This is a genomic window from Catenisphaera adipataccumulans (assembly GCF_014202755.1).
GTDB classification, from domain to species: domain Bacteria; phylum Bacillota_I; class Bacilli_A; order Erysipelotrichales; family Erysipelotrichaceae; genus Catenisphaera; species Catenisphaera adipataccumulans.
The window spans coordinates 1-26,523 of sequence record NZ_JACHHK010000002.1; the positions used below are offsets into that span (position 1 = coordinate 1).

The window sequence follows — 26,523 nt, forward strand, 5'->3', positions numbered from 1 at the left end:
ACCAAAAGGATTGGTATAATGTTTGCGCACTTACTTTAAACTCGACTGAAGTTTAAGGCGGAAGGAGGAAAAAGCGATGAAAAAAGGGATTCATCTAATTTATTTAATTATTAGGCAACGAAATTTTCAAAGTTATGAAGAAAATATTTATTAAAAATATGAATAGTGATATGATAAATAAAAGATATTTAATTTAATACAAATAAAGCACTTTAGAGAGGGTGCCTGAAGGGAGGCTTGCTTTATGGCAAAAGGCAGGAAACTCGGTTTTTTTGCCTGTTTTGTTTTTATGGCATTTTTATTGTTGGTTCATGGATCGGTCTTAGCAGAAGAGGTCCAGGCGGATCCTTCTGCAGAAACACAGACAGAGACCGTATCGGAGGAAACAGTGACGGATCAAACTTCTGATGTTCAAGCCGCTGCAGACGAGACACAAACGGATACGACTGCGGAATCTGAGACTACGGAAGAAACGCAGACGGATACGGCAACGGATCCTGAGACGACTGAGCAATCAAAAGAAAACACACAAACGGATAAAACCGATGAATCCAAACCAATCAAACAAACAACGAACGAATCGAAAATACAGGCACAAGAAAAACCTGTTTTACGTGCGCCAGGGTTTCCTAATTTTATTCATAAGGAAAATCTTTCCGGCTATTTAGAAGTGCACATTAGGAAAACAGATGACAAAGGCAATGCATTAAAAGGCGCAACCTTGCAGATTACGGATCTTGATAATAACGGACAGCCAGCAGAATTCTGGATGAACGTTCAGGGGAAAATGGTCCTGGTTCCAAACGGCACATTTGTCGTTAATGAAGATCCAGTCACGATTTATTTTAAACGGCCGGATCTGGACGATGATGATGTTGATTTAACGAAAATTCGACATTTCCGACTTTTAGAATTGAAAGCACCGGATGGATATGAAGAGGCAGAACCTTTGGATTTTGATTTGAATTTTGCTGAATTTAATATATTTTATCGAACTGGTATGCCTCTTAGAGATGAGAATACAAGTTATGCTGAATTTTTCTATGAAGAAGTAAGAGAAAAATTGAAAACAGGCTCTTATCGTCTCTACCGAACGGACTGGGTTTACTTGATTGATAATCATTTTGTCAAATATACGGGCGGTCATATTTATGATGCTGCAGCTGATGAGGCATTACTGTATCCAATTTTAATGAATGGCTACAAAGGCCGTGATTCAACCATTGCCAATAAATATTTAAGTGCATCCAAGGATCCGGATTTTGCATCTTTCTTGATCACGCAGCTGGCAATCTACCATAAACTGGGAACGATCAGCGATGAAATGATATTGGAGGAAATTCAAAATATCAAAGATTACGATCAAGATATTTTCTCAAATTTGACCAAAGAAGAAGTCTTTGCGATTATCAAAGAACTTGCAGATTCCAACACATCTGATCAGTCTTACCAAATTGTTTCTTATACGCAATATAATGAAAAAGAAAAGGATAAAAAGAATTTGTTCAATTGGGTCGGGCTGGAGCCGATTCCAACTTTCTGCCTGACCGATCACATTAAAAAAGATCATGGTGCTGTTACGATTCGAAAATACGGTACGGATACGAATGGGAAATACCTGCCGGGGGCAAAGTTTCAGATCATTGATGCAGACGGTAAAGTTGTCAAAGAATTTGTGACCGGAAAAGAAGAAACGAAGTTCATCCTTCCGATCGGAACATATACGCTGCATGAAGTCAGTGCCCCGAAGGGATACCAGACAGCATCGGATCAAACATTTGAAATTGTCGAGAACAAAATCACAGATTTATACTACGAAGAATCTGATAAAGTTCGTCTCACCAATCATTATCGAGACAAAAATGCTGATTTATGGCAAAGTATGTATCGTGATTCAGACTTGGGGAATAATTTATATGTAATTCAATTTAACAGTAACTATCATGATTTTTCATATTTTGATATGAATCGATCAGTTGCGCAGGCAGATAGTTTTAAGTTGATCTACGACCTTGGGTATTCATACTATGAAGATGGACAGTCGCATACGCCGCAGCGCATAACTTATAATTCAGCAGACTTTTATAAAGCAATTATTTACATTTTGACATATAATTACAAATTTAAAGGGTTGAATGTTTTTCAGAAATACTATATTAAACAATCTATCCTTAATAATATTAGTAAGCAGTATTTTGGAAATGGAATCTATACTAATAGCTGGCATTTCATGTTCGCTAAAGATGTAATAGAAAATGAAATTACGAATAACGAAAAATATAATGATATTAATCTTTATATAAGAAATTACACCAGTGCCATTATTGATGATCTGAATGCCGGTGTCTTAAATACTGGTGTGACCGATCCGTATTATTATTACGTATATCGTGATATTTACAATTATGGAGGGGATAAAGAAAGTATAATAATGGTCAGTGAGCCAATAAAAGATATTGATCCGTTGATTGAAAAGATTGTCGATCTTCGCAGTACGGGTTATGTAAAGATCCACAAATATGCATCGGACACCCATCAGTATTTAGCAGGCGCAACGATGCAGATCATCGATCAGGCCGGCAACGTTGTCAAAACATTTGTTACGAACGGACAGGAGCAGACCATTGAACTGCCGTTTGGAACATATACATTGCATGAAGTCAGTGCCCCGCAGGGATACAACGTGAATTCGGATGTGACGTTTACAGTCAATAACACGGGAATCAATCTTTTAACTGAAATTCAGAAAAAAGATCAGGTCATTTACGATGAAAATGGCAATGTAGTCTTTTGGCATAAACCTTTTGGAACGGATGAAAATCTTATTTTTGATGAAAGTGGTTATATGCACTTAGTGTTTGATCCTTTAAAAGATAAGAACAATCAGTCGGTCATCAAAGTAAAAGCAGATGAGAATACGTTCAGCGATCAAAAAGATCCGAAATTATACTATGAAATTGAACGTTACTTACTGTCTCATTTTTATACATATGAAGATTCACAAGATATTCATTCTCAAGGCATTTATCGTGTTGCACAACTGTATTATTTAATGATGAATGTATTTACTGTTGATAATTATAGCGAGGATGACTGGATCTATTTATATTTTGCAATGCTGGATGATATTCGAGAAACAGTAAATCAATATTCTGAAGAGGATGCAAAAAAGATCAGTCAGGATTTTTCCACAAAACTTAATAATTTTTACGCGTTTTACGCGATTTATAATTCAGATGATCTATATGCAGGATTCCTGAAAGCCAATGAGAATGCCGGTGAGTTGTATCTCTACTATGCCGAGGACGGTTCGGTCTATGTTGGTATAGAACCGGCTGGAAAGACTGTCATGACCCTCGCATCGGCGGCCATCACGGATGAGAAGATCCCGGAAAAGCCGGAAGAGAAAAAAGAGGAGAAGAAAAAAGAAACAAAGAAAGAAACGAAGACGGTGGAAACAGCGACAGCGCATGGTGTACAAACCGGTACGTTTACTAACTCATTGATGTGGATGATGCTTGCGGCAGCGGCAGCAGCCGGAATCCATAAGATCCACGATATCGCATAAATTTATAATCTGCCTTCCAATAGGAAGACAGATCTTTTTTGTTTAATGATGAAAAGGAATGTGGACCGTATTGAATATAGAAGAATTATTATTGTGCGGAAATTCCGCACTTTTTGTGTGCAAATCAATATTCTGAAAAACAAGATAATAATATCAATAAAGTCCATAATAAAAAACAAAGCAATTAATTTATTTGATTATTAGGCAACGAAATTTTCAAAGTTATGAAGAAAATGTTTATTAAAAATATGAATAGTGATATGATAAATAAAGAATATTTAATTTAATACAAATAAAACACTTTAGAGAGGGTGTCTGAAGGGAGGCTTGCTTTATGGCAAAAGGCAGGAAACTCGGTTTTTTTGCCTGTTTTGTTTTTATGGCATTTTTATTGTTGGTTCATGGACCGGTCTTAGCAGAAGAAGTCCAGGCGGATCCGTCTTCTGAACAAACACAGACAGAGACCGTATCGGAGGAATCGGTGGCAGATCAAACTTCTGATGTTCGTGCAACTGCAGACGAGACACAAACGGATACGACTGCGGAATCTGAGACAACGGAAGAAACGCAGACGGATGCGGCAACGGATCCTGAGACGACTGAGCAATCAAAAGAAAACGCACAGACAGGAACAGCCAGTGAATCCAAATTAACCAAACAAGCAACGAAAGAAACCAAAACACCGGCGAAAGTAGGGCCAAGCACTCGTGGCAGTTGGCATTATTACTTTCACAAGGAAAATCTATCCGGTTATTTAGAAGTGCACATCCGGAAAACGGATGACAAAGGAAATGCGTTAAAAGGCGCAACTTTGCAGATTACGGATCTTGATAATAACGGACAGCCAGCGGAATTCTGGATGAATGTTCAGGGCAAAATGGTCTTGGTTCCAAACGGTACATTTGTCGTCAACGAGGATCCGATCACGATTTATTTCAAACGCCCAGACCTAGATGATAATAACTTTGATTTTAGTACGGATTTCAGAGTAATCCGTCATTTTCGCCTTTCGGAACTGGAAGCGCCGGATGGATATGAAAAAGCAGAACCTTTAGATTTTGAATTGAATTTTTCTGAGCTCAAAGGTATGAATCATTATGATGATCGTGAAGGTATCCATTATGTGATGCGTGAATACTTAGAACATAGAGAACATGTGGATAGTGGAAGGTTTAAAATTTATTTAACAGACTGGATTGATGAAAACGGAAACACATATACTGGCGGTCATATTTATAACGCTGCAACTGATGAAGCATTATTGTATCCGATTCTAGTAAACGGATACGGCGGTCATAATTCGGCTATTGCCGCAAAGTATTTAAAAACATCCCAAGATTCGGATTTTGCATATTTTTTGATCACACAGTTTGCGATCTACCATAAGTTGGGAACGATCAGCGACGAAATGATCTTGAATGAAATCCAGTCGATCATAGATGTCGATCAAGAAAGACAATATGGTATTTTTCCAAATATGACCAAAGAGGAAATCTTTGCGATCGTTGAGGAACTCGCAAATTCCACCACATCCGATCGATCTTTCCAGATCATCTCGTTAAGCAATGTTTTTACGGAGGAAGATTATGAATTTGAGAAATGGGATCCAGGATATATCCGATTCTATCACTGGGTTGCATTGGAACAAGTTCCGACATTCTGCTTGACTGATCGGGTAAAGGACGATCATGGGGTGGTTCGGATCCGAAAATACGGTTCGGATACAAATGGAAAATATCTGTCGGGCGCAAAGTTTCAGATCATTGATGCAGATGGTAAAATTGTCAAAGAATTTGTGACCGGTAATGAAGAAATGAAAATTGTTTTGCCGATTGGAACCTATACACTTCACGAAGTCAGTGCCCCGAACGGATATCAGACAGGTCCGGATCAGATGTTTGAAGTTGTGGAAGACAAGATCACAAAGTTGTATGGAACATCCAAGAAAGTTAAAGTAAAAAACGCTTACAGTGACAGAACTAATTTAGATTGGTATCAAGCAATCTACCGTGATCCAAATACCGGACGGGAATTGTATGCGCTTCAGTTCGCATATGATCCGCGCTCCAAATCTATTACATTCGATCGTACGATTGCGAATGCGGATTCTGTTCAGATGTTTTATGACAATGATTATAGAAACGCCCCGCAACATATTATTTATAATTCAGCAGACTTTTATAAAGCCATCATTTACATACTGACATATAACTATAAGTTTGAAGGATTAAATGGTTTTCAAGAGTACTACATCAAACAATCAATCCTCTCTAGGATCAGCTATCGTTACTTCGGTTCAGGACTTGATGAGAACCCGACGATGTTTAACTTTAAAATTTATGATCAAGAAATCAGAGATAGTCAAATGCGTGATGCGATATTTCAATATATCGATAACTATGCAAATATCATTATGAATGATCTGGGGACTGGTAAGCTGAACGACGAATATATCAACACAGAGCTCAATTCGTATTATTTTTATTACTATTTTGATTCAAGCAGAAAACGTATCATGGTCAGTGCGCCAATGCAAGAAGATCTTTTAATTAAAAAAATTACGAATCGTCGAAATACCGGTTATGTGAAGATCCATAAATATGCATCGGATACCCATCAGTATTTAGCAGGCGCAACGATGCAGATCATCGATCAGACCTGCAATGTTGTCAGAACGTTTGTCACCAACGGTCAGGAGCAGACCATTGAACTGCCGTTCGGAACATATACGCTGCATGAAGTCAGTGCGCCGCAGGGATACAACGTGAATTCAGATGTGACATTCACAGTCAACAGTACGGAAATCAATTTATTAACTGCGGTCCAGAGAAAAGATACGGTCATTTACGATGAAAATGGCAATGTACTTTTTGTGTTCAAACCTTCAGAAAATTATGATCGCACGGATCAGAATATAAATCCGCTCATCAAAGTAAAAGCAAACGAGAATATGTTCAATGATCAGAAAGATCCGAAACTGTATTATGAAAGTGTGCGCTACTGGCTGTCACGTGTATATCCGTATACAGATTCTCAAAGCATCGATCCGCAGTTGGTCTACTTGATTTCACAAGTGTATGTTCATGAAGTATTCAGGGCAAACAATGATTATGTAGAAGTTGTTGATATGGATCAATTGATGCAGATGATCGAGCAATATTCTGATGAAGACGTGGAAAAATTTCATCAAGAATTTAGTACGATTGTTAATGATTTCGATGCGATTTGTGATTCGGATGATCCATATGCAGAATTACTGAAAGCCAATGAGAATGCCGGTGAGTTGTATCTCTATTATGCCGAGGACGGTTCGGTCTATGTTGGTATAGAACCGGCTGGAAAGACTGTCATGACCATCGCATCGGCGGCCATCACGGATGAGAAGATCCCGGAAAAGCCGGAAGAGAAAAAAGAAGAAAAGAAACAAGAAACCAAGCAAGATACGAAGACGGTGGAAACAGCGACAGCGCATGGTGTACAAACCGGTACGTTTACTAACTCATTGATGTGGATGATGCTTGCGGCAGCGGCAGCAGCCGGAATTCGTAAGATCCACGATATCGCATAAGATATAAGTCTGTCTTTCGAAAAGAAAGGCAGACCTTTTTCTTATTCCGGCAATTGAGAAAATATTGTCATCCCCCTTAAATTACGGTAAAATAGTTATACATTAAAGGATTTTGGAGGTCTGCTTATGTATATTAAGAAGATTCACAAAACAAATAAAAAATGGATGAGAACGCGCCTGTGAGGTTAGGTGCGTTTTTTTGCGGAAAGGAAGAGCACAAATGTCAAACAAACAAGTATTGATCGTGATGGGATCACGTAGTGATCTGCCAGCTATGGAAAGCTGCATGAAACAGCTGGATGAATTTGAAATTGGATATGAAGTACGCGTATTAAGCGCACACCGTACGCCGCAGGCCGTGCTGAAGCTGTCAAGCGAAGCCAAGGACCGCGGTATAAAAGTGATCATTGCCGCTGCCGGCGGCGCCGCTCACTTAGCCGGTGTCATTGCCAGCAGCACCCCGCTGCCGGTCATCGGCATTCCGATCCAGACCTCTGCACTAGGCGGTATGGATTCCCTGCTTTCAACGGTACAGATGCCGTCCGGCGTCCCGGTTGCCACAGTTGCGATCGGTAAAGCAGGACCAAAAAATGCGGCCATCCTGGCAGTTCAGATGATCGGCTTGGCGGATGCATCCGTTCAGCAGAAAATCATCGACTTTAAAAAGGCACAGGCAGATAAAGTCCTGGCCGATTCTGTCGTAGAATAGGAGAAACTATGAACACCCGAATCTTTGTACAAAAGAAAGAAGCATTCCGCACCGAGGGCATCCTGCTTTGCCAGGAATTGAAAGAATCTCTGGGCCTTGATGAAGAATTCAGTCTGAAACGCTACAACATTTACGATATTTTCAACGCAGACGAAAACGATATCCGTCTGCTGAAAGAAAATGTCTGCTCCGAAGTTGTGACCGATAAAGTCTATGATGATATCGATCTGACCGGCAAGAAATACTTGGCTTACGAATATCTGCCGGGCCAGTATGATCAGCGCGCCGACAGTGCGATGCAATGTTTGATGCTTCTCAACAATAAACAGTCTGTCCGTATTCATTCCGGAACGCTGCTGCTATTTGAGAATGTGACGGATGAACAGATCGGCGCCATCGAACACTATCTGATCAACCCGGTTGAATCCCGTGTTAAAGACCTGTCTGTGCTGGAGGATGATATTGATATCAATGTCGAGGATGTCCCGGTATTGACCGGTTTTAATGAGATGGACAAAAAAGCCTTGTCCGATTATCGTGAAGAACTGGGTCTGGCCATGAGCCAGGAAGATATAGAGTTCGTACAAGACTATTTCAAAAATACCGAACATCGTGATCCGACCATGACCGAGATCCGTGTACTGGATACCTATTGGTCCGATCACTGCCGGCATACCACATTTGAAACCATTTTGAAAAACATCAAATTCCACGACGGCCAATTCAATGAACAGCTTCAGAAAGCATATGAAACCTATCTGAACATGCGCAAAGAACTGGGCCGGGAAGAAAAGGAACAAACGCTGATGGACATGGCGACCATCGGCGGGAAATACCTGAAAGCCAAAGGCAAGCTGGAAAATTTGGAAAAGAGCGACGAGATCAACGCCTGCTCGATCGAAATCAAGGTCGATGTCGACGGTGAAGATCAGGACTGGCTGCTCATGTTTAAAAATGAGACCCACAACCATCCGACTGAAATTGAACCGTTCGGCGGGGCTGCCACTTGTATCGGCGGCGCCATCCGTGACCCGTTATCCGGCCGCAGCTATGTGTATCAAGCCATGCGTATCACCGGTGCCGGCGATATCACCAAGCCGGTCAGTGAAACGATGGAACACAAACTGCCGCAGTCCAAGATCTCACAGGAAGCCGCGCATGGTTATTCCAGTTACGGCAACCAGATCGGTCTGGCCACGACGTATGTCGAAGAAATCTACGACGAAGGTTATGTCGCAAAACGTTTGGAAGTCGGCGGCGTGGTCGGTGCGGCACCAAAAGCCAATGTCATTCGTGAACACGCGGAACCAGGCGATATCATCGTCTTGTTAGGGGGAGCGACCGGCCGTGACGGTATCGGCGGTGCGACCGGCTCCAGTAAAGAACACAATGAATCCTCTCTGGAAAAGTGTTCCAGTGAGGTCCAAAAAGGAAACGCTTTGATCGAGCGCAAGCTGCAGCGTTTATTCCGTAATCCGGAATGCACCCGTCTGATCAAGATCTGCAACGACTTTGGCGCCGGCGGTGTCTCGGTCGCAGTCGGTGAACTGGCCGACGGCCTGGATATCGATCTAGACGTGGTTCCGGTGAAATATCTCGGTTTAGACGGCACGGAGCTGGCGATCTCTGAATCGCAGGAGCGCATGGCTGTCTGTATCGAAGCCAAAGATTTCGATCACTTCCTGCAGCTCGCCCACGATGAGAACCTGAACGCCGTGAAGGTGGCCGATGTCACTGATACGAACCGACTAGTGATGAAATGGCGCGGCAAGACCATTGTCGACATGTCCCGTGATTTCCTGAACACCAACGGTGTCCGTCAGATCCAGGACGTTGATGTGACCGAAAGTGAATACAACGTCGATCCATTTGCGCCGTCAAATACAAATATGACCGAAATGCTTCAGCAGCCGAATGTGGCTTCACAGATCGGTTTGAGCGAAATGTTTGATGCTTCCATCGGCAAAAGCACGGTCTTAATGCCTTGGGGCGGAAAATATCAGCTGACCCAGGAAGAAGGCAGCGTACAGAAGCTGCCGGTCCACGGTTTTACCAACACCTGCTCACTGATGACCTATGGATACGATCCGCAGCTCAGCAAGTATTCACCATATTTAGGTGCATCCTACAGCGTGGTGGAAGCGCTGGCCCGTCTGACCGCTTTGGGCGCCGATTATAAGACCGCGCGCTTAAGCAATCAGGAATATTTCGAGCACTTAGGCAAAGATGAGAAAAAATGGGGCAATCCGTTCCAGGCCCTGCTTGGACTGATCGAAGCCCAGCTGGCTTTTGAGACGCCGGCCATCGGCGGCAAGGACTCCATGTCCGGTACCTATAACGACATTCACGTTCCCCCGACGGTCATCACTTTTGCGGTGACCACCGCAAAGACCGATGATATTGTTTCCGCTTCGTTCAAGAAAGCCGGCAACTATATTTATCTTGTGAAACATGAACCAGGCAAGAATCATGCGCCGAATTATGAACAGCTGAAGAGCAACTTCGATGCGGTCCATAAATATATGAAGAACGGCAAGATCATTTCGGCCGGAACGATCAAGTTCGGCGGCCTGGCCTATACCTTATGCCGTATGGCCTTTGGAAATAAGATCGGCGCAGCCATCAAGACCGATGAAGATCTGTTCGGCTTCAATATCGGTTCGATGATCGTAGAAACGACAGAAACGATCCAGGATGAGCACTTTACGATGTTGGGCATGACCAACAACGAATCCGAAATTACGATCAACGATAATGATCCGATCAAGCTCCATGATGCCATTGAAGTATGGCAGAAACGCTATGATAAGATCTATCCGGCAGTGACCGACCGCAAAGGCAAAGCCGTCAAGACAGAACTGTACAATGCGGAAGTGCCGCAGTCCGAACTGCTGATCGAGAAACCAATCGTCGTGATCCCGATCTTCCCAGGTCAGAACTGCGAATACGATACAACACAGAAATTTGAACGTGCCGGTGCTGAAGTGCACCAGATCGTCTTCAATAACCTCACGGTCGAAGATATTCAAAAGAGCATCGATACGCTGGCAGCCGAGATCCGTCAGGCACAGATCCTGATGTTAGTGGGCGGTTTCAGCAGCGGCGATGAACCGGATGGATCCGGTAAGTTTATTGCCAATGTGCTTCGCAACAAGACCATTGCCGAAGCCATCGATACGATGCGGGGCAACGACGGTCTGATCCTCGGCATCTGCAACGGTTTCCAGGCCTTGATCAAATCCGGCCTGCTGCCGTACGGCGATATCGAAAAGCTCGACGAACACAATCCGACGTTGTTCCGCAACAACATCAACCGTCACGTCAGTCATATCGCGAATACGCGCATCACGTCGAATAAATCGCCGTGGCTGACCGGTATGAGCCCAGGAACGATGTATTCGGTCGCTGTGAGCCATGGCGAAGGCAAATTTGTCGCCGAAGAATCGGTGCTGCAGAAACTGGCAGAAAACGGGCAGATCGCCACGCAGTATGTCAATGAATTCGGTGTGCCGACGATGAACGGCAAAGACAATATCAACGGTTCCTATTGGGCCATTGAAGGAATTCTCAGCGAAGACGGCAAGATCTTCGGAAAGATGGGACATAGCGAACGGTATGAACCGGGCTTGTTCCAGAATATTTCCGGCAATAAAGATCAGAATATTTTCGCAAACGGCGTGAAGTATTTTACGCATAAATAGAAAGGAAATGTCATGGACCAAACACAAGTAGTCCAGGATTCTTCCGGGATCATCGCGATATACGGGGTGGAGCAGGCATCGCAGTATGGCTATCTGGCGCTGCATGCCATCCAGCACCGCGGGCAGGACGGTGTCGGACTTGCCGTCAGCGATGGGAAGAATGTAAAAATTCAAAAAGGCCTTGGCTTAGTCAACGAAAACATGAGCGGCCCGATCTTGGAACAAATGACAGGCTATATCGCGGTCGGACAGGTTCGCATGGCAACCGACGGCGATTCAGCGTTAGAGAATGTACAGCCGACCGTGGTCCGTGCTCATCAGGGCAGTTTTGCGATCGCGACCACCGGCATGATCACCGATGCGGTCAGCCTGCGGGAAGAGCTGGAGGATGACGGCTTGATCTTTCAGGGAACCGGCGACGGTGAACTGATCGCTCATTTGATCCAGTGGACCGACGGTAAGTTTGTCGATAAGATCCGTCAGGCATGTAAAATGGGCACCGGCGCATGCAACTTTGTGATCGCGACCAAAGACCACTTATACGTGTACCGCGATCGTTACGGTGTACATTCCATAAGCATGGGCAAGCTGAAGGACGGTTATGTCTTCAGCAGCGAAACAAGTTCATTCACGATCCTGCAGGCCGAATATATCCGCGATGTCAAACCGGGCGAATTGATCGTTTTGGATGAAAACGGCGTCCGTTCGATCCAGCTCGATGATACGAAGAAACAAGCGACCTGCGCGATGGAATATGTTTACTTTGCGCGGCCGGATTCCATCATCAACGGCGTCAACGTGCACCAGGTCCGTAAGCTGTGCGGCTATTACTTGGCCAAGCAGGAAGATGTCGATGCAGATTTTGTGATCGGTACCCCGGATTCGGCTTCCTCCGCAGCGGCAAGCTTTGCGCGCAATTTGGGCAAGCCTTATGAGATCGGCTTGATCAAAAACCGTTACATCGGTTCGACCTTTATCCACCCGACCCAGGAACAGCGGGAGCAGGGCATGCGCGTACGTTTGAATGCGATCAGTTCGGTCGTGCGCGGCAAGAAGATCCTGCTGGTGGATGACAGCGTGGTCTATGGACTGACGGCACGGCGGGTCTCACAGCTTCTGCATGAAGCGGGAGCCAAGGAAGTGCATCTGCGCATTGCTTCACCGATCATCAAGTATCCATGCTTCTATGGATACGAGAAGACGGAACAAAAACGTTTGGCCGGCTTCAATTATACAGAAGAAGAAATGCGGCAGTATTTCAACGTCGATACGCTGCGTTTTATGTCATTGGAAGATTTTAAAAAATGTATCCCGGAAACAAGCTGTCTGGCTTGTTTCAACGGTGTGTATCCGTCACAGCTGGCGGACTACGAAAGAAAGGTAGAGGAGTAATATGGCAGAGCAATACAAGCAAGCCGGCGTGAATTTGGAAGCCGGATACGAATCCGTACGGCGTATCCAGTCCCATGTGGGCCGGACCAAGGTCAAAGGAGCGATGGATTCCATCGGCGCGTTCGGCGGGATGTTTGATTTAAGCGCTTATCATTTCAAAGAGCCGGTCCTGGTTTCAGGCACGGACGGTGTCGGCACGAAGCTGATGATCGCTTTTGAGATGAACAAACACGATACCATCGGCATCGATGCGGTCGCCATGTGTGTCAATGATGTTTTGGTTCAAGGTGCACAGCCGATTTATTTTCTGGATTACATCGCAGTCGGCGAGAATCATCCGGAAGTCATCGAACAGATCGTCAAAGGCGTAGCAGACGGCTGCGTGCAGTCGGAAGCAGCTTTGATCGGCGGCGAAACGGCCGAGATGCCGGACATGTACGATGTCAATCACTACGATGTGGCCGGCTTCTGTGTCGGTGCGGTCGAGAAATCAAAATTAAAAGATTCACGTCATTTGAAGGTCGGTGATGTGCTGATCGGCCTGCCGAGCACCGGAGTGCATTCCAACGGCTTCAGTTTAGTGCGCAAGGTCCTGTTCAAAGACAACCATCTGGATCCGCATGCGCGCTATGCCGAGCTGGATGATCAAGTGCTGGGCGATGTGCTGCTGACGCCGACGAAGATCTATGTCAAACCGGTCAAATCACTGTTTGATAAAGTGGATATCCATGCGATGAGCCATATCACCGGCGGCGGTTTCTATGAAAATGTGCCGCGGATGCTCAAGGACGGCATGGGTGTCACCATTGATACGAAGGCATTCCCAAGACCGAAGATCTTTGATTTTATTCAGTCCTACGGCAAGATCGAAACCAAAGAAATGTACAATGTCTTTAATATGGGATTAGGCTTTGTGATGGCCGTTGATCCGGCTGATGTTGAAAAGACGCAGAGCCTGCTGAAAGCAGCCGGCCAGGAATCGTATGTGGTCGGTGCGGTGACGGATACAGGTGAGGTGGATGTCCAATGGTAAACATTGCGGTATTTGCGAGCGGATCCGGAACCAACTTCGAAGAAATCATGAAACATATCGAAGACGGTTCACTGCCGGTGAATTGTGCCTGTCTGATCGTGGATCATTCCGATGCCTTTGTGATCAAACGGGCTGAAAAGCATCATATCCGTTCTTTCTTTGTGAATCCGAAACGATATGCAGACAAGGCGGAATACGAAACATATATTTTAAAGATCCTCAAAGAACACGAGGTCGATTTGATTGTCTTAAGCGGTTATATGCGATTTATCGGCAAGACGCTTCTGGATGCTTATCCGAATCGGATCATCAACCTGCATCCGGCGTACCTGCCTGAATTCCCGGGCGCGCATGCGATCCTTGATGCGTTCCAGGCCGGTGTTTCGCAGACCGGGGTCACGGTCCATTATGTCGATGAAGGCATCGACACAGGACCGATCATTCGCCAGGAACGTGTACCGATCGATCCGGATTGGAATTTAGCCGAACTGGAAACACACGTACACGCGAAGGAATATGAAATTTTCTGGCAGGTCATTCGTGATGTCGCTGCCAAAATAGAAAAGGAGAAAGAACAATGAAACGAGCTTTAGTCAGTGTTTCGGATAAAACCGGAATTGTGGATTTTGTGAAAGGGCTGAAAGCAGCCGGTTATGAAATTATTTCGACCGGCGGCACGAAGAAAGCGTTGGATGAGGCCGGTTTGGCGCCGATCGGCATCAGTGAAGTGACAGGCTTTCCGGAAATTCTGGACGGCCGGGTAAAGACGCTGCATCCGAAAGTACACGGCGGTCTGCTGGCCGTGCGTTCCAATCCGGATCATATGGCACAGCTGAAAGAACTGAACATTGAATGTATCGATTTGGTTTGTGTCAACTTGTATCCGTTCAAGCAGACGGTGCAGAAAGAAGACGTTTCGCATGAAGAGATCATCGAAAACATTGATATCGGCGGTCCAAGCATGCTGCGCAGCGCATCAAAGAACTATCAGTCGGTCACGGTCGTAACGGATCCGGCGGATTATGATAAAGTGCTCAATGAGATCCAGACCAACGGCGATACGACATTGGCAACGCGGGAAGCGTTGGCCGCAAAAGTCTTCCGTACAACGGCCCAGTACGATGCGATGATCGCTGATTATTTGACCAAGAAGGAAGGCAACGAATTCCCGGAAAAACTGACGATCACGTTCGACAAGGTGCAGGATCTGCGCTACGGCGAAAATCCGCACCAGAAAGCCGCATTCTACAAAGGCATGAAGCCGCAGTACTCACTGGCCAATGCCCAGCAGCTGCATGGTAAGGAGCTTTCCTATAACAACATCCAGGACGGCAATGCGGCCATCGAGATCCTGAAAGACTTTGAAGGACAGCACGCTGCCATCGGCCTGAAACATATGAATCCATGCGGTATCGGCATTGGTTCTTCGATCGAAGAAGCATGGGACAAGTGCTTTGAAGCGGATTCCGTTTCGATCTTCGGCGGCATCGTCGCATTCAACGACGTCGTCAATGTCGCAGTCGCTGAGAAGCTGTCCAAGATCTTCCTGGAAATCGTCATTGCGCCGGACTTTGAACCGGAAGCATTTAAGATCCTGACCAAGAAAAAGAACATCCGTTTACTGAAGCTGGATGTCACGCAGGAAGTCAACAATAAGTTCAAATATACCAATGTCAACGACGGTCTGCTCGTGCAGGAACTGGATACGAAGAAGATCACCAAAGACGATCTGAAATGCGTTACGGACCGCAAGCCGACCGAGGAAGAAATCGATCAGCTGCTGTTCGCATGGAAAGTGGTCAAACACGTCAAATCCAATGCGATCGTGCTGGTCAAAGACAATATGACCGTCGGTGTCGGCGCCGGACAGATGAACCGTGTCGGTGCTGCTGAGATCGCGATCAAAGAAGCTGGTGAAAAAGCCAAAGGATCCGTTCTGGCCAGCGATGCATTCTTCCCGTATCGGGATACGGTCGATGCAGCCATCAAAGCCGGTGTAACAGCCGTGATCCAGCCGGGCGGCTCCATCCGTGACCAGGAGTCGATCGATGCCTGCAACGAAGCCGGCATTGCGATGGTTTATACCGGTGTCCGTCACTTTAAACATTAGTTCAAAAAAGACAGACGCTTGCATAATTTTGTAAAATTCTTATAATTAATATTGTCAAAGAGGACACATCACCACACCGATGTGTCTTCTTTTTTTCTTTTTAAGGGGGCCGTACGATGAAACAAATTCAGGCAGCCGACTGGATCATTTTAAACACTTTGATCTATGAAATCTACTCGATCGAAGATTTCAATGAAATGCGGCTGAACTTTCTGAAGAAAATGAAAATGGTCATCGACTTTGACGATGCTGACTTTTATCTTGCCGATCCGCAGCACCCCGATCAGATTATCGAAGGACTCTCGCTCCATCACACATCAGCCCGCAGAGAGACCCTCGACCGACAAAACGGCGATACCTTCGGTCTCGTGCATGCCGGCAAATGCCTGGTCTGCCGGGATAGTGACTTGATGAGTGACGAACAACTGGAACAGACATCCTATTATCAGAACATTCTAACCAAAAACAACTGGCATCATGCCATGAAAATGATCCTTGCCTTTGAAGGCAAATTCCTCGGATTGGTAACGTTCTACCGCAATATCGGCAAGGCCGATTTCGCCTATGAAGACGTCTTTCTGGCCGACATGATGAAAGAACACATGGCTTTACGTCTGCACGAACAGGAACGCTTTGACCGGGAAAACCGCGAACAACATACGATCGAGGAAATCACAGCACAGTACCACTTAACAAAACAGGAACATCGTATTCTTTGTCTGACGATGAAGCGCATGAGCAATCCGGAAATCTGCGATCGTCTGTCCATCAGTAATAACACGTTAAAAAAACATTTTCTGAACATCTATCGTAAGATGCATATCAACAGCCGGCTGGAATTATTTAAAATGGTCAAAGGCACACATTAAAATTTTTCCGAACGATGGGAAATGATTTTGACTGTTCCCGAACCCGCTGACATGATAAGGTATTTTCGAAGGCATACGCAGTTAGAAAAGGATGTTTCGGAAATGAATGAACGGATGATCGAGATTATTAAATTATTAGCAGAGAAAGACATGAACGTTGCTGAACTGGCCGAACATTTTCATGTTTCTTCGCGAACCATTCGCAACGATTTACATACGATCAACGACTGGCTTTTGGAAAAAGGGCTGGAACCGCTGGAGATCAAACGCGGCGGGATCATTAATAAATCCGAAAATTTTATGGCCGTGACCGACATTCTCGGTGAGATGAATCTGATGACCTATCATATGTCCAAACAGGAGCGCAAACGCCTGGCATCGGCCTTATTGATCACGACCCCGGGTTATATTACACTTTCACAGATCGCCGATTACTTGATGGTCAGCCGGGTGACGATCATCAATGATCTGGACGGCATCAAAAAATTTATCCATAACGGACATCTGGAAGTGATCTCGCAGCCCAACCGCGGCCTTCGCGTAGAGGGAAAAGAAAGCGCTAAGCGCTTATTCTTAATGAAATTAAGCAACGGCAATAAAGAAAATGATGTGCTGTCAAAATACTTACCGATCCAAGCCGGCAATCAAGTCGTGATCCGTAAGATCTTATTGGAGCAGGAAGCCAACCATAACAACTACCAGAGCGATTATTCGTTTGAAAGCCTGCTTCTTTATTTAGGCATCATGATCAACCGCAATATGCAGGGCGAATACATCGAAGTGCAGAAGCATGGAGACAATGATAAATACTTGATGGCCCAGGATATTCTGAAATACATCACACAATATTGTGCGATCAACACCACACAGGACGAAGTCCTGTTTTTAAGCCATATATTAGGCGGCCTGCGCTATGTGAAACAAGCCTACGGCAACAATGATGCCATTAAGATCCAAATGATGACCCGTCGTTTTATTGACGCCATCTCACAGGAACTGGAAATGGATCTAAGCAACGACTATGAATTCTATGAAAACTTATCCAACCACTTAGAATCCGTGTTTAAATCCGATGCTTCTGCGTTCCCGGAAACGGCCGTGATCCAGCAAGTGCTGGAAGACAACCCCGAAGTGGTTTCAGCGGTAAACAACAGTTTGTATACCATTACCAATCATCTGAATCGGGAATTACGTCAGATCGAAATCGGCTACCTGGTCGTTCATGTCTGCGCGGCGATCGAACGGAAGAAAAACAAAGAAGTTGCTTTTCATGTCATCGTCGTCTGCCATGCCGGCGTCGGTACATCACGCTTGCTGCTGGAACGATTGAAACAGCACTTTAATTTCCAGGTCGTAGACATCATGTCCAGTCATGAGGTCGGACGTTTGAAACCAGACCAGGCGGATCTGGTCATTTCTACCGTGGAGCTGAAAGACTGCCCGATCGAGACCATCGTCGTTTCACCGCTGCTCGGGGATGAGGACTATATCCGTGTGGGCAATAAAGTCGATATGCTGCGCAACAGCCGCCATCTGCCGTCCCGCATCGAGACCACGAAGCTGACCGCCAAAGGTCTCATGGAAAAACTGAATCCGGTCATCCATGAACTGGCACCGGAACAAGAAGCCGAGCTGACCCGCGGCATCCGCAAAGTTGTCCGTGAATACTTTAATCAAACCATCGATCCGGAAGAAGATATCTTCTCCCCGTATCTGCACCATTTGCTGCCGCCGTCCCACATTCAGCTGGATGTCGAATGCAAAGACTGGAAAGATGCAGTCTATCAATCTGCTCTGCCGCTGTTAAAATGGGGCTATATTGAAGAGCGGTATATCGATGCGATGATCCGCAATATTGAAGAAAATGGTCCGTATGTCGTGATTTCCAAAGGCTTTGCCATTCCGCATGAAGGCTTGGACATGGGCAGCATCAAAGTCGGCATGAACCTGATCCGGCTGAAGACGCCGGTTGAATTTGGGGCAGATGAAGACGATCCGATCCGCTATGTCTGCTGCCTCAGTGCGGTCGATCATAAGACGCACCTGAAAGCTTTTTTCAATCTGGTGAACATGTTAAAAAATCCGGCCTTCAAACATAAGCTGGATGAAGCGGATACACCGGAAGCCGTTGAAAAAATTATTGAGCAATATGAACTCAGCTTAGGATAGGAAAAAGTCAAAGTTGTTTCCGGAAATTGAGAAAAAATCAAGAAAAGCAAGAGAAAATATTTCTTGTTTACGGAAAAAGAAAAATAGTGATTCAAAATCTCCTTTATATAAAGGAGATTTTTTAATTTGTAAATTGGTTTCCAAATTTGGGAAAAGAAACATACCGGTATGATTCTTTTCCCGTAAAAAGTAATACCTTTGACTGTTTTTGAAAACGTTTACACGATAACATATGGGTGTAAACAGAAAACAGACAAGCGAAAGGAGGAATGCTGATGATCTGGGAGAAGTTAGACGAGCAACGAATCTACTTAGGACTGAAGGCAGACAACACAGACGAAATCTTCGAAAAAATGGGGAGACCCCTCATTGAACAAGGCTTTGCCAAAGAGAACTATGTAGAAGGATTGATCGAACGAGAAAAGGAATTCTGTACCGGATTGGCCACACCGATCGGTGTCGCGATCCCGCATACCGCAGCTGATTATGTAAATAAAACCACCTTCAGTATCGCGGTGCTGGATCACCCGGTCGAATTCACGGAAATGGGAACGGACGATGACAAAGTAAACGTCGAAGTCGTCATTATGCTGACGATCGCGGAAGCACACGGACACATTGATATGCTGCAGCGCGTCATTGCCATCATCCAGGACCCGGAGCTTGTAAAGAATATTAAAAATGCAAAAGATGAAAAAACAGTCATTGAACTGATCAAAGAAAAGGAGAACACATTATGAGTAAGAAAAAAGTAATCGTAGCCTGCGGCGGAGCCGTCGCAACCAGTACTGTAGCAGCCAATGCCGTCGTTCAGTTATGCAAGGAAAACGGAATCGATGTTGAGATCGCACAATGCCGTATTTCGGAAATTGCTTCCAACCTGCCGGCTGACTTGATCGTGCCGACTTCCCGCGTAAAACGCGACTATGGCGTTCCGCTGATCACAGGCATGCCATTTGTATCCGGTGTCGGTGTCGAAAAGACCAAAGAAAAGATTTTAAAAGTTCTGAAAGATGATTAAGAAAAATTAAGGAGAGAAATGAAGTTATGTTAGATGCTTGTGCATTTGTGATTAATTACATCGTAGACATGGGTGCGTCGGTCATGATCCCGATCGTGATCGCCATCCTGAGCATCATCGTCGGCGTCAAGCCGGGCAAAGCGATCCGTTCTGGTTTGATGATCGGTGTCGGCTTTGTCGGCCTGGGCTTGATCGTCGACATGATGAATGAACAGTTAGGACCTGCAGCGCAGGCGATGTCGGAAAACTTCGGCCTGTCGCTGTCCGTTGTCGATATCGGATGGCCGGGCGCTTCTCCGATGACCTGGGCTTCTGAGATCGCTACAGTAGCGATCCCGATCGCCGTCGGCGTCAACATCCTGATGCTGGTGCTGAAAATGACCCGCACGGTCAACGTCGATATCTGGAACGTTTGGCATATGACATTCACCGGCGCGATCTGCTACGCCGTGACCGGAAATTTTGGTTTAGGTATCCTGGGTGTCATCGTTCACGCAGTCATCGCATACAAGCTTGGTGATATCTGGGCACCGTTGATGCAGGACTACTTCGAGCTGGACGGTCTGACCATCCCGCATGGTACTTCCGCTTACATGGCACCGTTTGCCTGCGTCGTTGACTGGATCATTGAAAAGATCCCAGGCCTGCGCAATGTCAACTTCTCAATCGATTCGCTGCAGGAACGTGTCGGCGTGCTGGCTGAACCAGTTGTCATTGGTTTCATCTTAGGTGCTGCCATTGGTTTCATGGCTGGATACGATGCACAGGGCGCATTGCCGCTGGGCGTCAATATGTCGGCTGTCATGGTCTTGATGCCGAAAATCGTTAAATGTATCATGGATGGCCTGCTGCCGTTATCGGACCGCGCAAAAGAAATCATGAATACGCGATTCAGCGGTCAGGAATTCTACATCGGTCTGGATCCGGCGATCCTGCTGGGCGACCCGGAAGTTGTAACGGCTGGTTTGATCTTCATCCCATTGACGCTGCTGATCGCGGTTTTGGTACCGGGCAACCGGATCCTGCCGTTCGGTGACTTGGCGACGATCGGATTCTTCATCGCCATCGCAGTTGCCGTACACAAAGGAAACCTGTTCCGTACGTTGATCTCCGGCTCGGTCATCATGTATGTCACGATCTGGATCGCAAACCAGACCATCCCTTGGCTGACCGCATTGGCACACCAGACAGGTACGAGCTCGGCTTCGGCTATTGCTGCACTGGACCAGGGCGGATCACCGATCACTTACATCTATGTACAGTTGTGCACGATGCAGAATGTCTCCGGCTTGCTGATCATCGGCATCATCTACGTCATCTGTATGATCTTCGCAGTGAAGACATCGAAAAAACGTGCGGCTGAATTGGCAGCTGCTGAAGCAGAAGAAGAATAAAAAGAAAGAAGGAACCAACCCAAATGAAAGCAGGAGTATTACACGGAAAAGAAGATCTTCGTTATGAAGAGATCGAAAAACCAAACCCGAAGAAAGGCGAGGTACGGATCAAAGTTAAATATACCGGCATCTGCGGATCGGATATCCCGCGTGTCAACGGCGATGCTTCCCATTTCTATCCGAATATTTTAGGACATGAATTCTCCGGTGTCGTAGATGAAGTAGGCGAAGGCGTCAAGAACCTGCAGGTCGGACAGCGTGTGGCCGGCGTTCCGCTGGTGCCATGCATGGAATGTGAAGACTGCCTGAGCGGCAACTATTCATTGTGCAAGCATTACAGCTTTATCGGCTCCCGTCAGTTCGGCAGCTTCGCTGAATACGTCTGCGTACCGGCAGCGAATGCTGTACCGTTCGATGACTCGGTATCCTTTGAACAAGGTGCTTTGTTTGAACCGGCTACCGTGGCACTGCACGGTTTGGAGCGCGTACCGTTCAAAGGCGGCAAGACGGTCGCCATCCTGGGCGGCGGAACGATCGGATTGTTCACGATGCAGTGGGCAAAGATCTACGGTGCTGCCAAAGTTGTTGTCTTCGATATCCAGAATGAACGTCTGGAACTGGCAAAACGCTTCGGTGCTGACGCAGGTGTGAATACTTTGGATGAGGATTTCATGGATCAGGCAATGGCTCTGACGGACGGACATGGATATGACTATGTCTATGAAACAGCCGGCAACACGATCACCATGAAGATGGCCTATGCTCTGGCAGCCAATAAAGCCTACGTGACCTTTATCGGAACACCGAAGAAAGAAATCACTTTTACTGTCAAAGAATGGGAAATGATGAACCGCAAAGAATTTACCATGACGGGTTCCTGGATGTCCTACAGTGCGCCGTTCCCAGGCCATGAATGGACCAATGTGGCACATTTCTTCCAGACCGGACAGCTGAAATACAGCGATGAGCTGATCTTTAAGAAAATGCCGTTAAGCAAGATCGCCGATGCGTTTGAAATGTACAAGACACCAGGCGCAGTCAAAGGCAAGATCCTGATCAATTCAGAAGAGTAAGGAGGAACAATGGAAAACGCATTAAAAAATATCGTTAAGCTGCAGAAAGCAGGCAACCCGGTCGGCATCTGTTCGGTCTGCACCGGCAATGCCTATGTCATTGAAGCAGCATTGGAACGAGCGAAGGAAACCGACAGTGTCGTCCTGATCGAATCAACTGCCAATCAGGTGGATCAAAACGGCGGTTATACGGGAATGAAACCTGCGGATTTCTACCAAATGGTCTATGACAAAGCCGATGCGATCGGTCTGGACCGCAGCCGCGTCTTCTTAGGCGGTGATCATCTTGGACCGCTGACCGTTACAGATCTGCCGGAAAAAGAAGCAATGGCCTATGCCCGCCGGCTGGTACATGATTATGTAGCAGCAGGCTATACGAAGATCCATATCGACACAAGCATGAAAGTGGCCGATGATGATCCGGATACCCGATTGAGCGATGAAACCATTTCCCGCCGCGGCGCCGAGCTCGCAAAGGTCTGTGAAGAAGCTTATCAGGAATTGAAAAAGACCCGTCCGGATGCGGTAAGGCCGGTCTACATTGTCGGCAGCGAGGTACCGATCCCAGGCGGTGCGCAGGATCCGAAAGCCGGCATGCAGGTCACGCGGGTCGAGGATTTCAAAGCGACATACAAAGCATTTGAAAAAGCGTTTGCCGATCAAGGACTGACCGAGACATGGAAGGATGTCATGGCCATCGTCGTTCAGCCAGGCGTAGAAGAGAAGGATGCCGGCTGTGAAGAATACGATCGCAAACGGGCAGCAGAATTGATGGCATCGATCAAGGATTTCCCGAACTTGGTCTTCGAAGGACACTCAACGGATTACCAGACCAAATACAAGCTGCGTGAGTTGGTGGAAGACGGTGTCGGCATCCTGAAAGTCGGTCCGGGCATGACCTTCGCGATGCGGGAAGCCTTGTTCGCACTGGCTTATATGGAAGACCAGCAGCTGAATGGCGCGCATGAAGCGGAGAAATCGCATTTCATCGACGTGCTGGACAAAGCGATGTTGGCGGATCCGAAGTATTGGAAAAAATACTATCATGGAACGGATGATGAGATCGCCTTCAAACGGAAATTCTCATTCTCTGACCGCAGCCGCTACTACATGCCGAATGAAGCAGTCGATGCCGCAAAGAATAAAATGTTGGAGAACTTAAGAAAATACGGCATCAACTTATCGACGTTGTCTCAGTTCATGCCGCTGCAATATACGAAAGTAAGAGAAGGAACATTAGCTAACGATCCTGAAGCACTGATTAAGGACAAAATCAAATACACGATCGACGAATACCTCTTTGCAACTCGCCAGGAGCAATTGGTAAAATAACTAAGTCCTTCCCATAAGAAATATATAGGACTCCGAAAATAAAATCAACCAGAAGGAACTACGCCGGTTCCTTCTGGTTTTTTATACAGTACATGACGACCAGCGGCAGCGCGATATTAAACACCAGATATTCTGCCAGGCCTTCTGTACCATAGTTGATCAGACCGATCATCATGCAGATCAGGCCGACCGCTAATGTTGCAGCTGCCCACTTGAATGTACGATCAGGATCTTTCAGTTGAACGCCCCAAACGCCGAGAACCATAAAGAAGAATCCCTGGACGGCGGCCAATAGTTCCTGGCCCCAGTTCGATCCTAGCCGTGTGACCATCAAATAGACAGCCAAAAACAGTAAACAGCCCCGCAGCATGATAAACAGCGAAGCAATCCTACGAAGTATGTTCATCGTTGATCCTCCTAGTACCATGATAACTCATAAGCACGATTCATGGTAGAATGAAAACGAGGTGAAAAAAAATGAAATGTATATCATGGAATGTGAACGGCATTCGTGCCGTTTTAAAGAAGGATTTTGTAGAAATCCTATATGCGCTGGACGCTGATGTGTTCTGCGTGCAGGAAACCAAGGCCCAGCCGGATCAGATCGAAGTTGATTGTGAACTGTATCCATATCGGTACATCAACAGTGCGCAGCGCAAAGGCTACAGCGGTACGATGATCTTCTGTAAAAAAGAACCGCTCTCCGTGCATTACGGCATCGATCGACCGGAGCATGATACCGAAGGACGCGTGATCACGATTGAATACGAAAACTGTTATTTAGTGACGGTGTACACCCCGAATGCCGGCGACGGCCTGAAGCGTCTGGATTACCGGATGGATTGGGATAAAGCGTTTGCGGACTATATCCGGTCTTTAAACAAACCCGTCATGATCTGCGGTGATTTCAATGTGGCCAATGAAGAAATCGATATCAAAAATCCCCAAAGCAACCATCACAATGCCGGCTTTACCGATGAGGAACGAAACAGCTTTAAAGAAAACCTGCTCAGCCAGCTCTCGGATACCTATCGGACGTTGTATCCGGAGAAGGTGGAATATTCCTGGTGGTCGTATCGTTTTAAGGCCAGAGAACGCAATGCCGGATGGCGGATCGACTATTGGCTGGTCAGCCCGGAACTGATGGAAAAAGTACAGGATTCGAAGATCCTGACCGATATTTACGGCAGCGATCATTGTCCGGTCGAGCTGGACATCGAGGTGGCATAGATGACGGACCGTCTTGCGCAGCAGATGCGCTTCTGCCTGGAAATCGATCAGGAAAAGAACATTGACCGCCATACCTATACGACAGAATACCGCCGGGAAAACGATGCGGAACATGCCTGGCATATGGCCGTCATGGCTATGGTCCTGCATGAGTATGCCAATGAAGACGTTGATCTGCTGCGGGTGATCGAACTGCTTTTGGTGCATGATCTGGTGGAAATTTATGCCGGGGATACGTTTGCGTATGATGAAGAGGGCAAAAAGACGCAGAAGGAACGGGAGACCCAAGCGGCTGACCGTCTGTATGCGATGCTGCCGGACGATCAGGAACAATATTTCCGCGGTCTGTGGGACGAATTTGAAAATGAGCAGACACCGGAAGCCCGCTTTGCCCACACACTGGATAACTTCCAGCCCGTGATGCTGAATGATGCGACAGGCGGCAAGCTGTGGCAGGAAGCAGGTGCGCATCTGGATCAGATCCTGGAACGCAATCATAATACGGCGGCCGGATCGAAGACGCTTTGGGAATATTCTTATCATCATTTTATCGAGCCGCATGTAGGCAAAGAGATCAAAAAATAGATGTCAGACATCAAACAAACTTTTAACAGACAACTATTTGTAGTATAGTAAAGGCATGAAAAAAGAAAATTTATCACAGCGTACCGCACAAACACTGCGGTCCTGGATCGATGAAGGACGCTACAAGCCGGGCGATAAACTGCCGAATGAAAATGAATTGTCCGACCAGCTGGGTATCAGCCGGACGACCTTGCGGGAAGCGATCCGTGAGCTGGTTTCTGAACAGCGCCTGGAAGCCCGCCGGGGCAGCGGCACCTATGTGGCCGATCAGCTGGATACGAAAGCGAAGACCTCGATCCCGACTGCCGATATGAAAGTGACCCTGCGCGATTTATATGAGACACGGATGATCTTTGAACCGGAAGCGGCCGCACTGGCCTGCCGGCGGGCAACCGATGAAGAAATTCAGGAGATCCTGCGATTGGGCAATGAAGTACAGCGCTGGATCATTGATGAGCCGGCAGGAAATCACCGGATCGCATCGGAGAGCGCGTTCCATTCTGCTATCATCAAGGCAAGCCACAATGAATTTTTAAGTCAGTTCATGCCGATCATTACGGAAACCATCGAAAAAACATTCGCATTAAAGATCAATTTGGAAATCATTGCCGAAGATGCGTATAAGGACCATATCATGATCATGGAATTTTTAAAACAGCGGGATGCAGAAGCGCTCAAAAGTGCCGTGACCATTCATCTGCATCACGCGGTATGGAACGAAAATCTGAATTTCCATGAATAAAGTATTGACAATCAGAGGATTTGATTT

General features: G+C 46.3%; 19 protein-coding genes. 18 read left to right on the forward strand and 1 reads right to left on the reverse strand.

Going from position 1 to position 26,523, the window contains the following annotated elements; all coding sequences use genetic code 11:
- Nucleotides 1-244 precede the first annotated feature (244 nt).
- The 15 genes from HNQ47_RS02220 to HNQ47_RS02290 all read left to right on the forward strand — a co-directional run bounded on the left by HNQ47_RS02220 (nt 245) and on the right by HNQ47_RS02290 (nt 23,939).
- A complete protein-coding gene (locus tag HNQ47_RS02220; RefSeq protein ID WP_183327121.1) occupies nt 245-3,568 on the forward strand; it encodes an MSCRAMM family protein in 3,324 nt (1,107 codons plus the stop codon).
- Nucleotides 3,569-3,902: 334 nt separating this feature from the next.
- Nucleotides 3,903-7,136 (forward strand): MSCRAMM family protein, encoded by a 3,234-nt coding sequence (locus HNQ47_RS02225; RefSeq protein WP_183327123.1) that lies wholly within the window; start codon nt 3,903-3,905, stop codon nt 7,134-7,136.
- Between the two features lie 220 nt (nt 7,137-7,356).
- Nucleotides 7,357-7,845: a 5-(carboxyamino)imidazole ribonucleotide mutase gene (gene purE, locus HNQ47_RS02230; protein ID WP_183327125.1), complete on the forward strand. Its 489-nt coding sequence runs from the start codon at nt 7,357-7,359 to the stop codon at nt 7,843-7,845.
- Nucleotides 7,846-7,853: 8 nt separating this feature from the next.
- On the forward strand, nt 7,854-11,546 hold the full coding sequence (locus HNQ47_RS02235) for a phosphoribosylformylglycinamidine synthase (RefSeq protein ID WP_183327126.1): 3,693 nt from the start codon (nt 7,854-7,856) through the stop codon (nt 11,544-11,546).
- 12 nt (nt 11,547-11,558) lie between these two features.
- Nucleotides 11,559-12,938: an amidophosphoribosyltransferase gene (gene purF, locus HNQ47_RS02240; protein ID WP_183327128.1), complete on the forward strand. Its 1,380-nt coding sequence runs from the start codon at nt 11,559-11,561 to the stop codon at nt 12,936-12,938.
- Nucleotide 12,939: 1 nt separating this feature from the next.
- Complete coding sequence (purM, locus tag HNQ47_RS02245) at nt 12,940-13,971, forward strand: phosphoribosylformylglycinamidine cyclo-ligase (protein WP_183327130.1); 1,032 nt, start codon at nt 12,940-12,942, stop codon at nt 13,969-13,971.
- Complete coding sequence (gene purN / locus HNQ47_RS02250) at nt 13,965-14,552, forward strand: phosphoribosylglycinamide formyltransferase (protein WP_183327132.1); 588 nt, start codon at nt 13,965-13,967, stop codon at nt 14,550-14,552. Before purM ends, purN begins: the two co-directional genes overlap by 7 nt.
- Entirely contained in the window at nt 14,549-16,081 is a 1,533-nt protein-coding gene (purH, locus tag HNQ47_RS02255; RefSeq protein WP_183327134.1) for a bifunctional phosphoribosylaminoimidazolecarboxamide formyltransferase/IMP cyclohydrolase, read from the forward strand. Before purN ends, purH begins: the two co-directional genes overlap by 4 nt.
- Nucleotides 16,082-16,197: 116 nt before the next feature.
- Nucleotides 16,198-16,950 (forward strand): helix-turn-helix domain-containing protein, encoded by a 753-nt coding sequence (locus tag HNQ47_RS02260; protein ID WP_183327136.1) that lies wholly within the window; start codon nt 16,198-16,200, stop codon nt 16,948-16,950.
- Between the two features lie 102 nt (nt 16,951-17,052).
- Nucleotides 17,053-19,119 carry a BglG family transcription antiterminator gene (locus HNQ47_RS02265; protein ID WP_183327138.1) on the forward strand — a complete coding sequence of 689 codons (2,067 nt, stop codon included), beginning with the start codon at nt 17,053-17,055 and terminating at the stop codon, nt 19,117-19,119.
- A 275-nt stretch (nt 19,120-19,394) separates the two neighbouring features.
- The gene (locus tag HNQ47_RS02270; RefSeq protein ID WP_183327140.1) at nt 19,395-19,859 is read left to right on the forward strand and encodes a PTS sugar transporter subunit IIA; all 465 of its coding nucleotides are present in this window, start codon (nt 19,395-19,397) and stop codon (nt 19,857-19,859) included.
- The gene (gatB, locus tag HNQ47_RS02275) at nt 19,856-20,140 is read left to right on the forward strand and encodes a PTS galactitol transporter subunit IIB (protein ID WP_183327142.1); all 285 of its coding nucleotides are present in this window, start codon (nt 19,856-19,858) and stop codon (nt 20,138-20,140) included. The genes HNQ47_RS02270 and gatB overlap by 4 nt, the downstream gene beginning before the upstream one ends.
- Nucleotides 20,141-20,166: 26 nt before the next feature.
- Nucleotides 20,167-21,534 carry a PTS galactitol transporter subunit IIC gene (locus tag HNQ47_RS02280; protein WP_183327144.1) on the forward strand — a complete coding sequence of 456 codons (1,368 nt, stop codon included), beginning with the start codon at nt 20,167-20,169 and terminating at the stop codon, nt 21,532-21,534.
- 23 nt (nt 21,535-21,557) lie between these two features.
- Nucleotides 21,558-22,607 (forward strand): galactitol-1-phosphate 5-dehydrogenase, encoded by a 1,050-nt coding sequence (locus HNQ47_RS02285; protein WP_183327146.1) that lies wholly within the window; start codon nt 21,558-21,560, stop codon nt 22,605-22,607.
- Nucleotides 22,608-22,616: 9 nt separating this feature from the next.
- Nucleotides 22,617-23,939: a class II D-tagatose-bisphosphate aldolase, non-catalytic subunit gene (locus tag HNQ47_RS02290; protein ID WP_183327149.1), complete on the forward strand. Its 1,323-nt coding sequence runs from the start codon at nt 22,617-22,619 to the stop codon at nt 23,937-23,939.
- A 58-nt stretch (nt 23,940-23,997) separates the two neighbouring features.
- Here the strand turns inward: HNQ47_RS02290 and HNQ47_RS02295 are convergent, their stop codons facing one another.
- Nucleotides 23,998-24,345, reverse strand: a complete 348-nt coding sequence (locus tag HNQ47_RS02295; protein ID WP_183327151.1) for a hypothetical protein — start codon at nt 24,343-24,345, stop codon at nt 23,998-24,000.
- A 71-nt stretch (nt 24,346-24,416) separates the two neighbouring features.
- Between HNQ47_RS02295 and HNQ47_RS02300 the strand changes: the two genes are divergently transcribed.
- The 3 genes from HNQ47_RS02300 to HNQ47_RS02310 are packed head-to-tail and all read left to right on the forward strand — an operon-like array spanning nt 24,417 to nt 26,496.
- Entirely contained in the window at nt 24,417-25,169 is a 753-nt protein-coding gene (locus HNQ47_RS02300; RefSeq protein WP_183327153.1) for an exodeoxyribonuclease III, read from the forward strand.
- Complete coding sequence (locus tag HNQ47_RS02305) at nt 25,170-25,754, forward strand: HD domain-containing protein (RefSeq protein WP_183327155.1); 585 nt, start codon at nt 25,170-25,172, stop codon at nt 25,752-25,754.
- 55 nt (nt 25,755-25,809) lie between these two features.
- Nucleotides 25,810-26,496, forward strand: coding sequence for a FadR/GntR family transcriptional regulator (locus tag HNQ47_RS02310; RefSeq protein WP_183327157.1), 687 nt, complete (start codon nt 25,810-25,812; stop codon nt 26,494-26,496).
- The last annotated feature ends 27 nt before the right edge of the window (nt 26,497-26,523 follow it).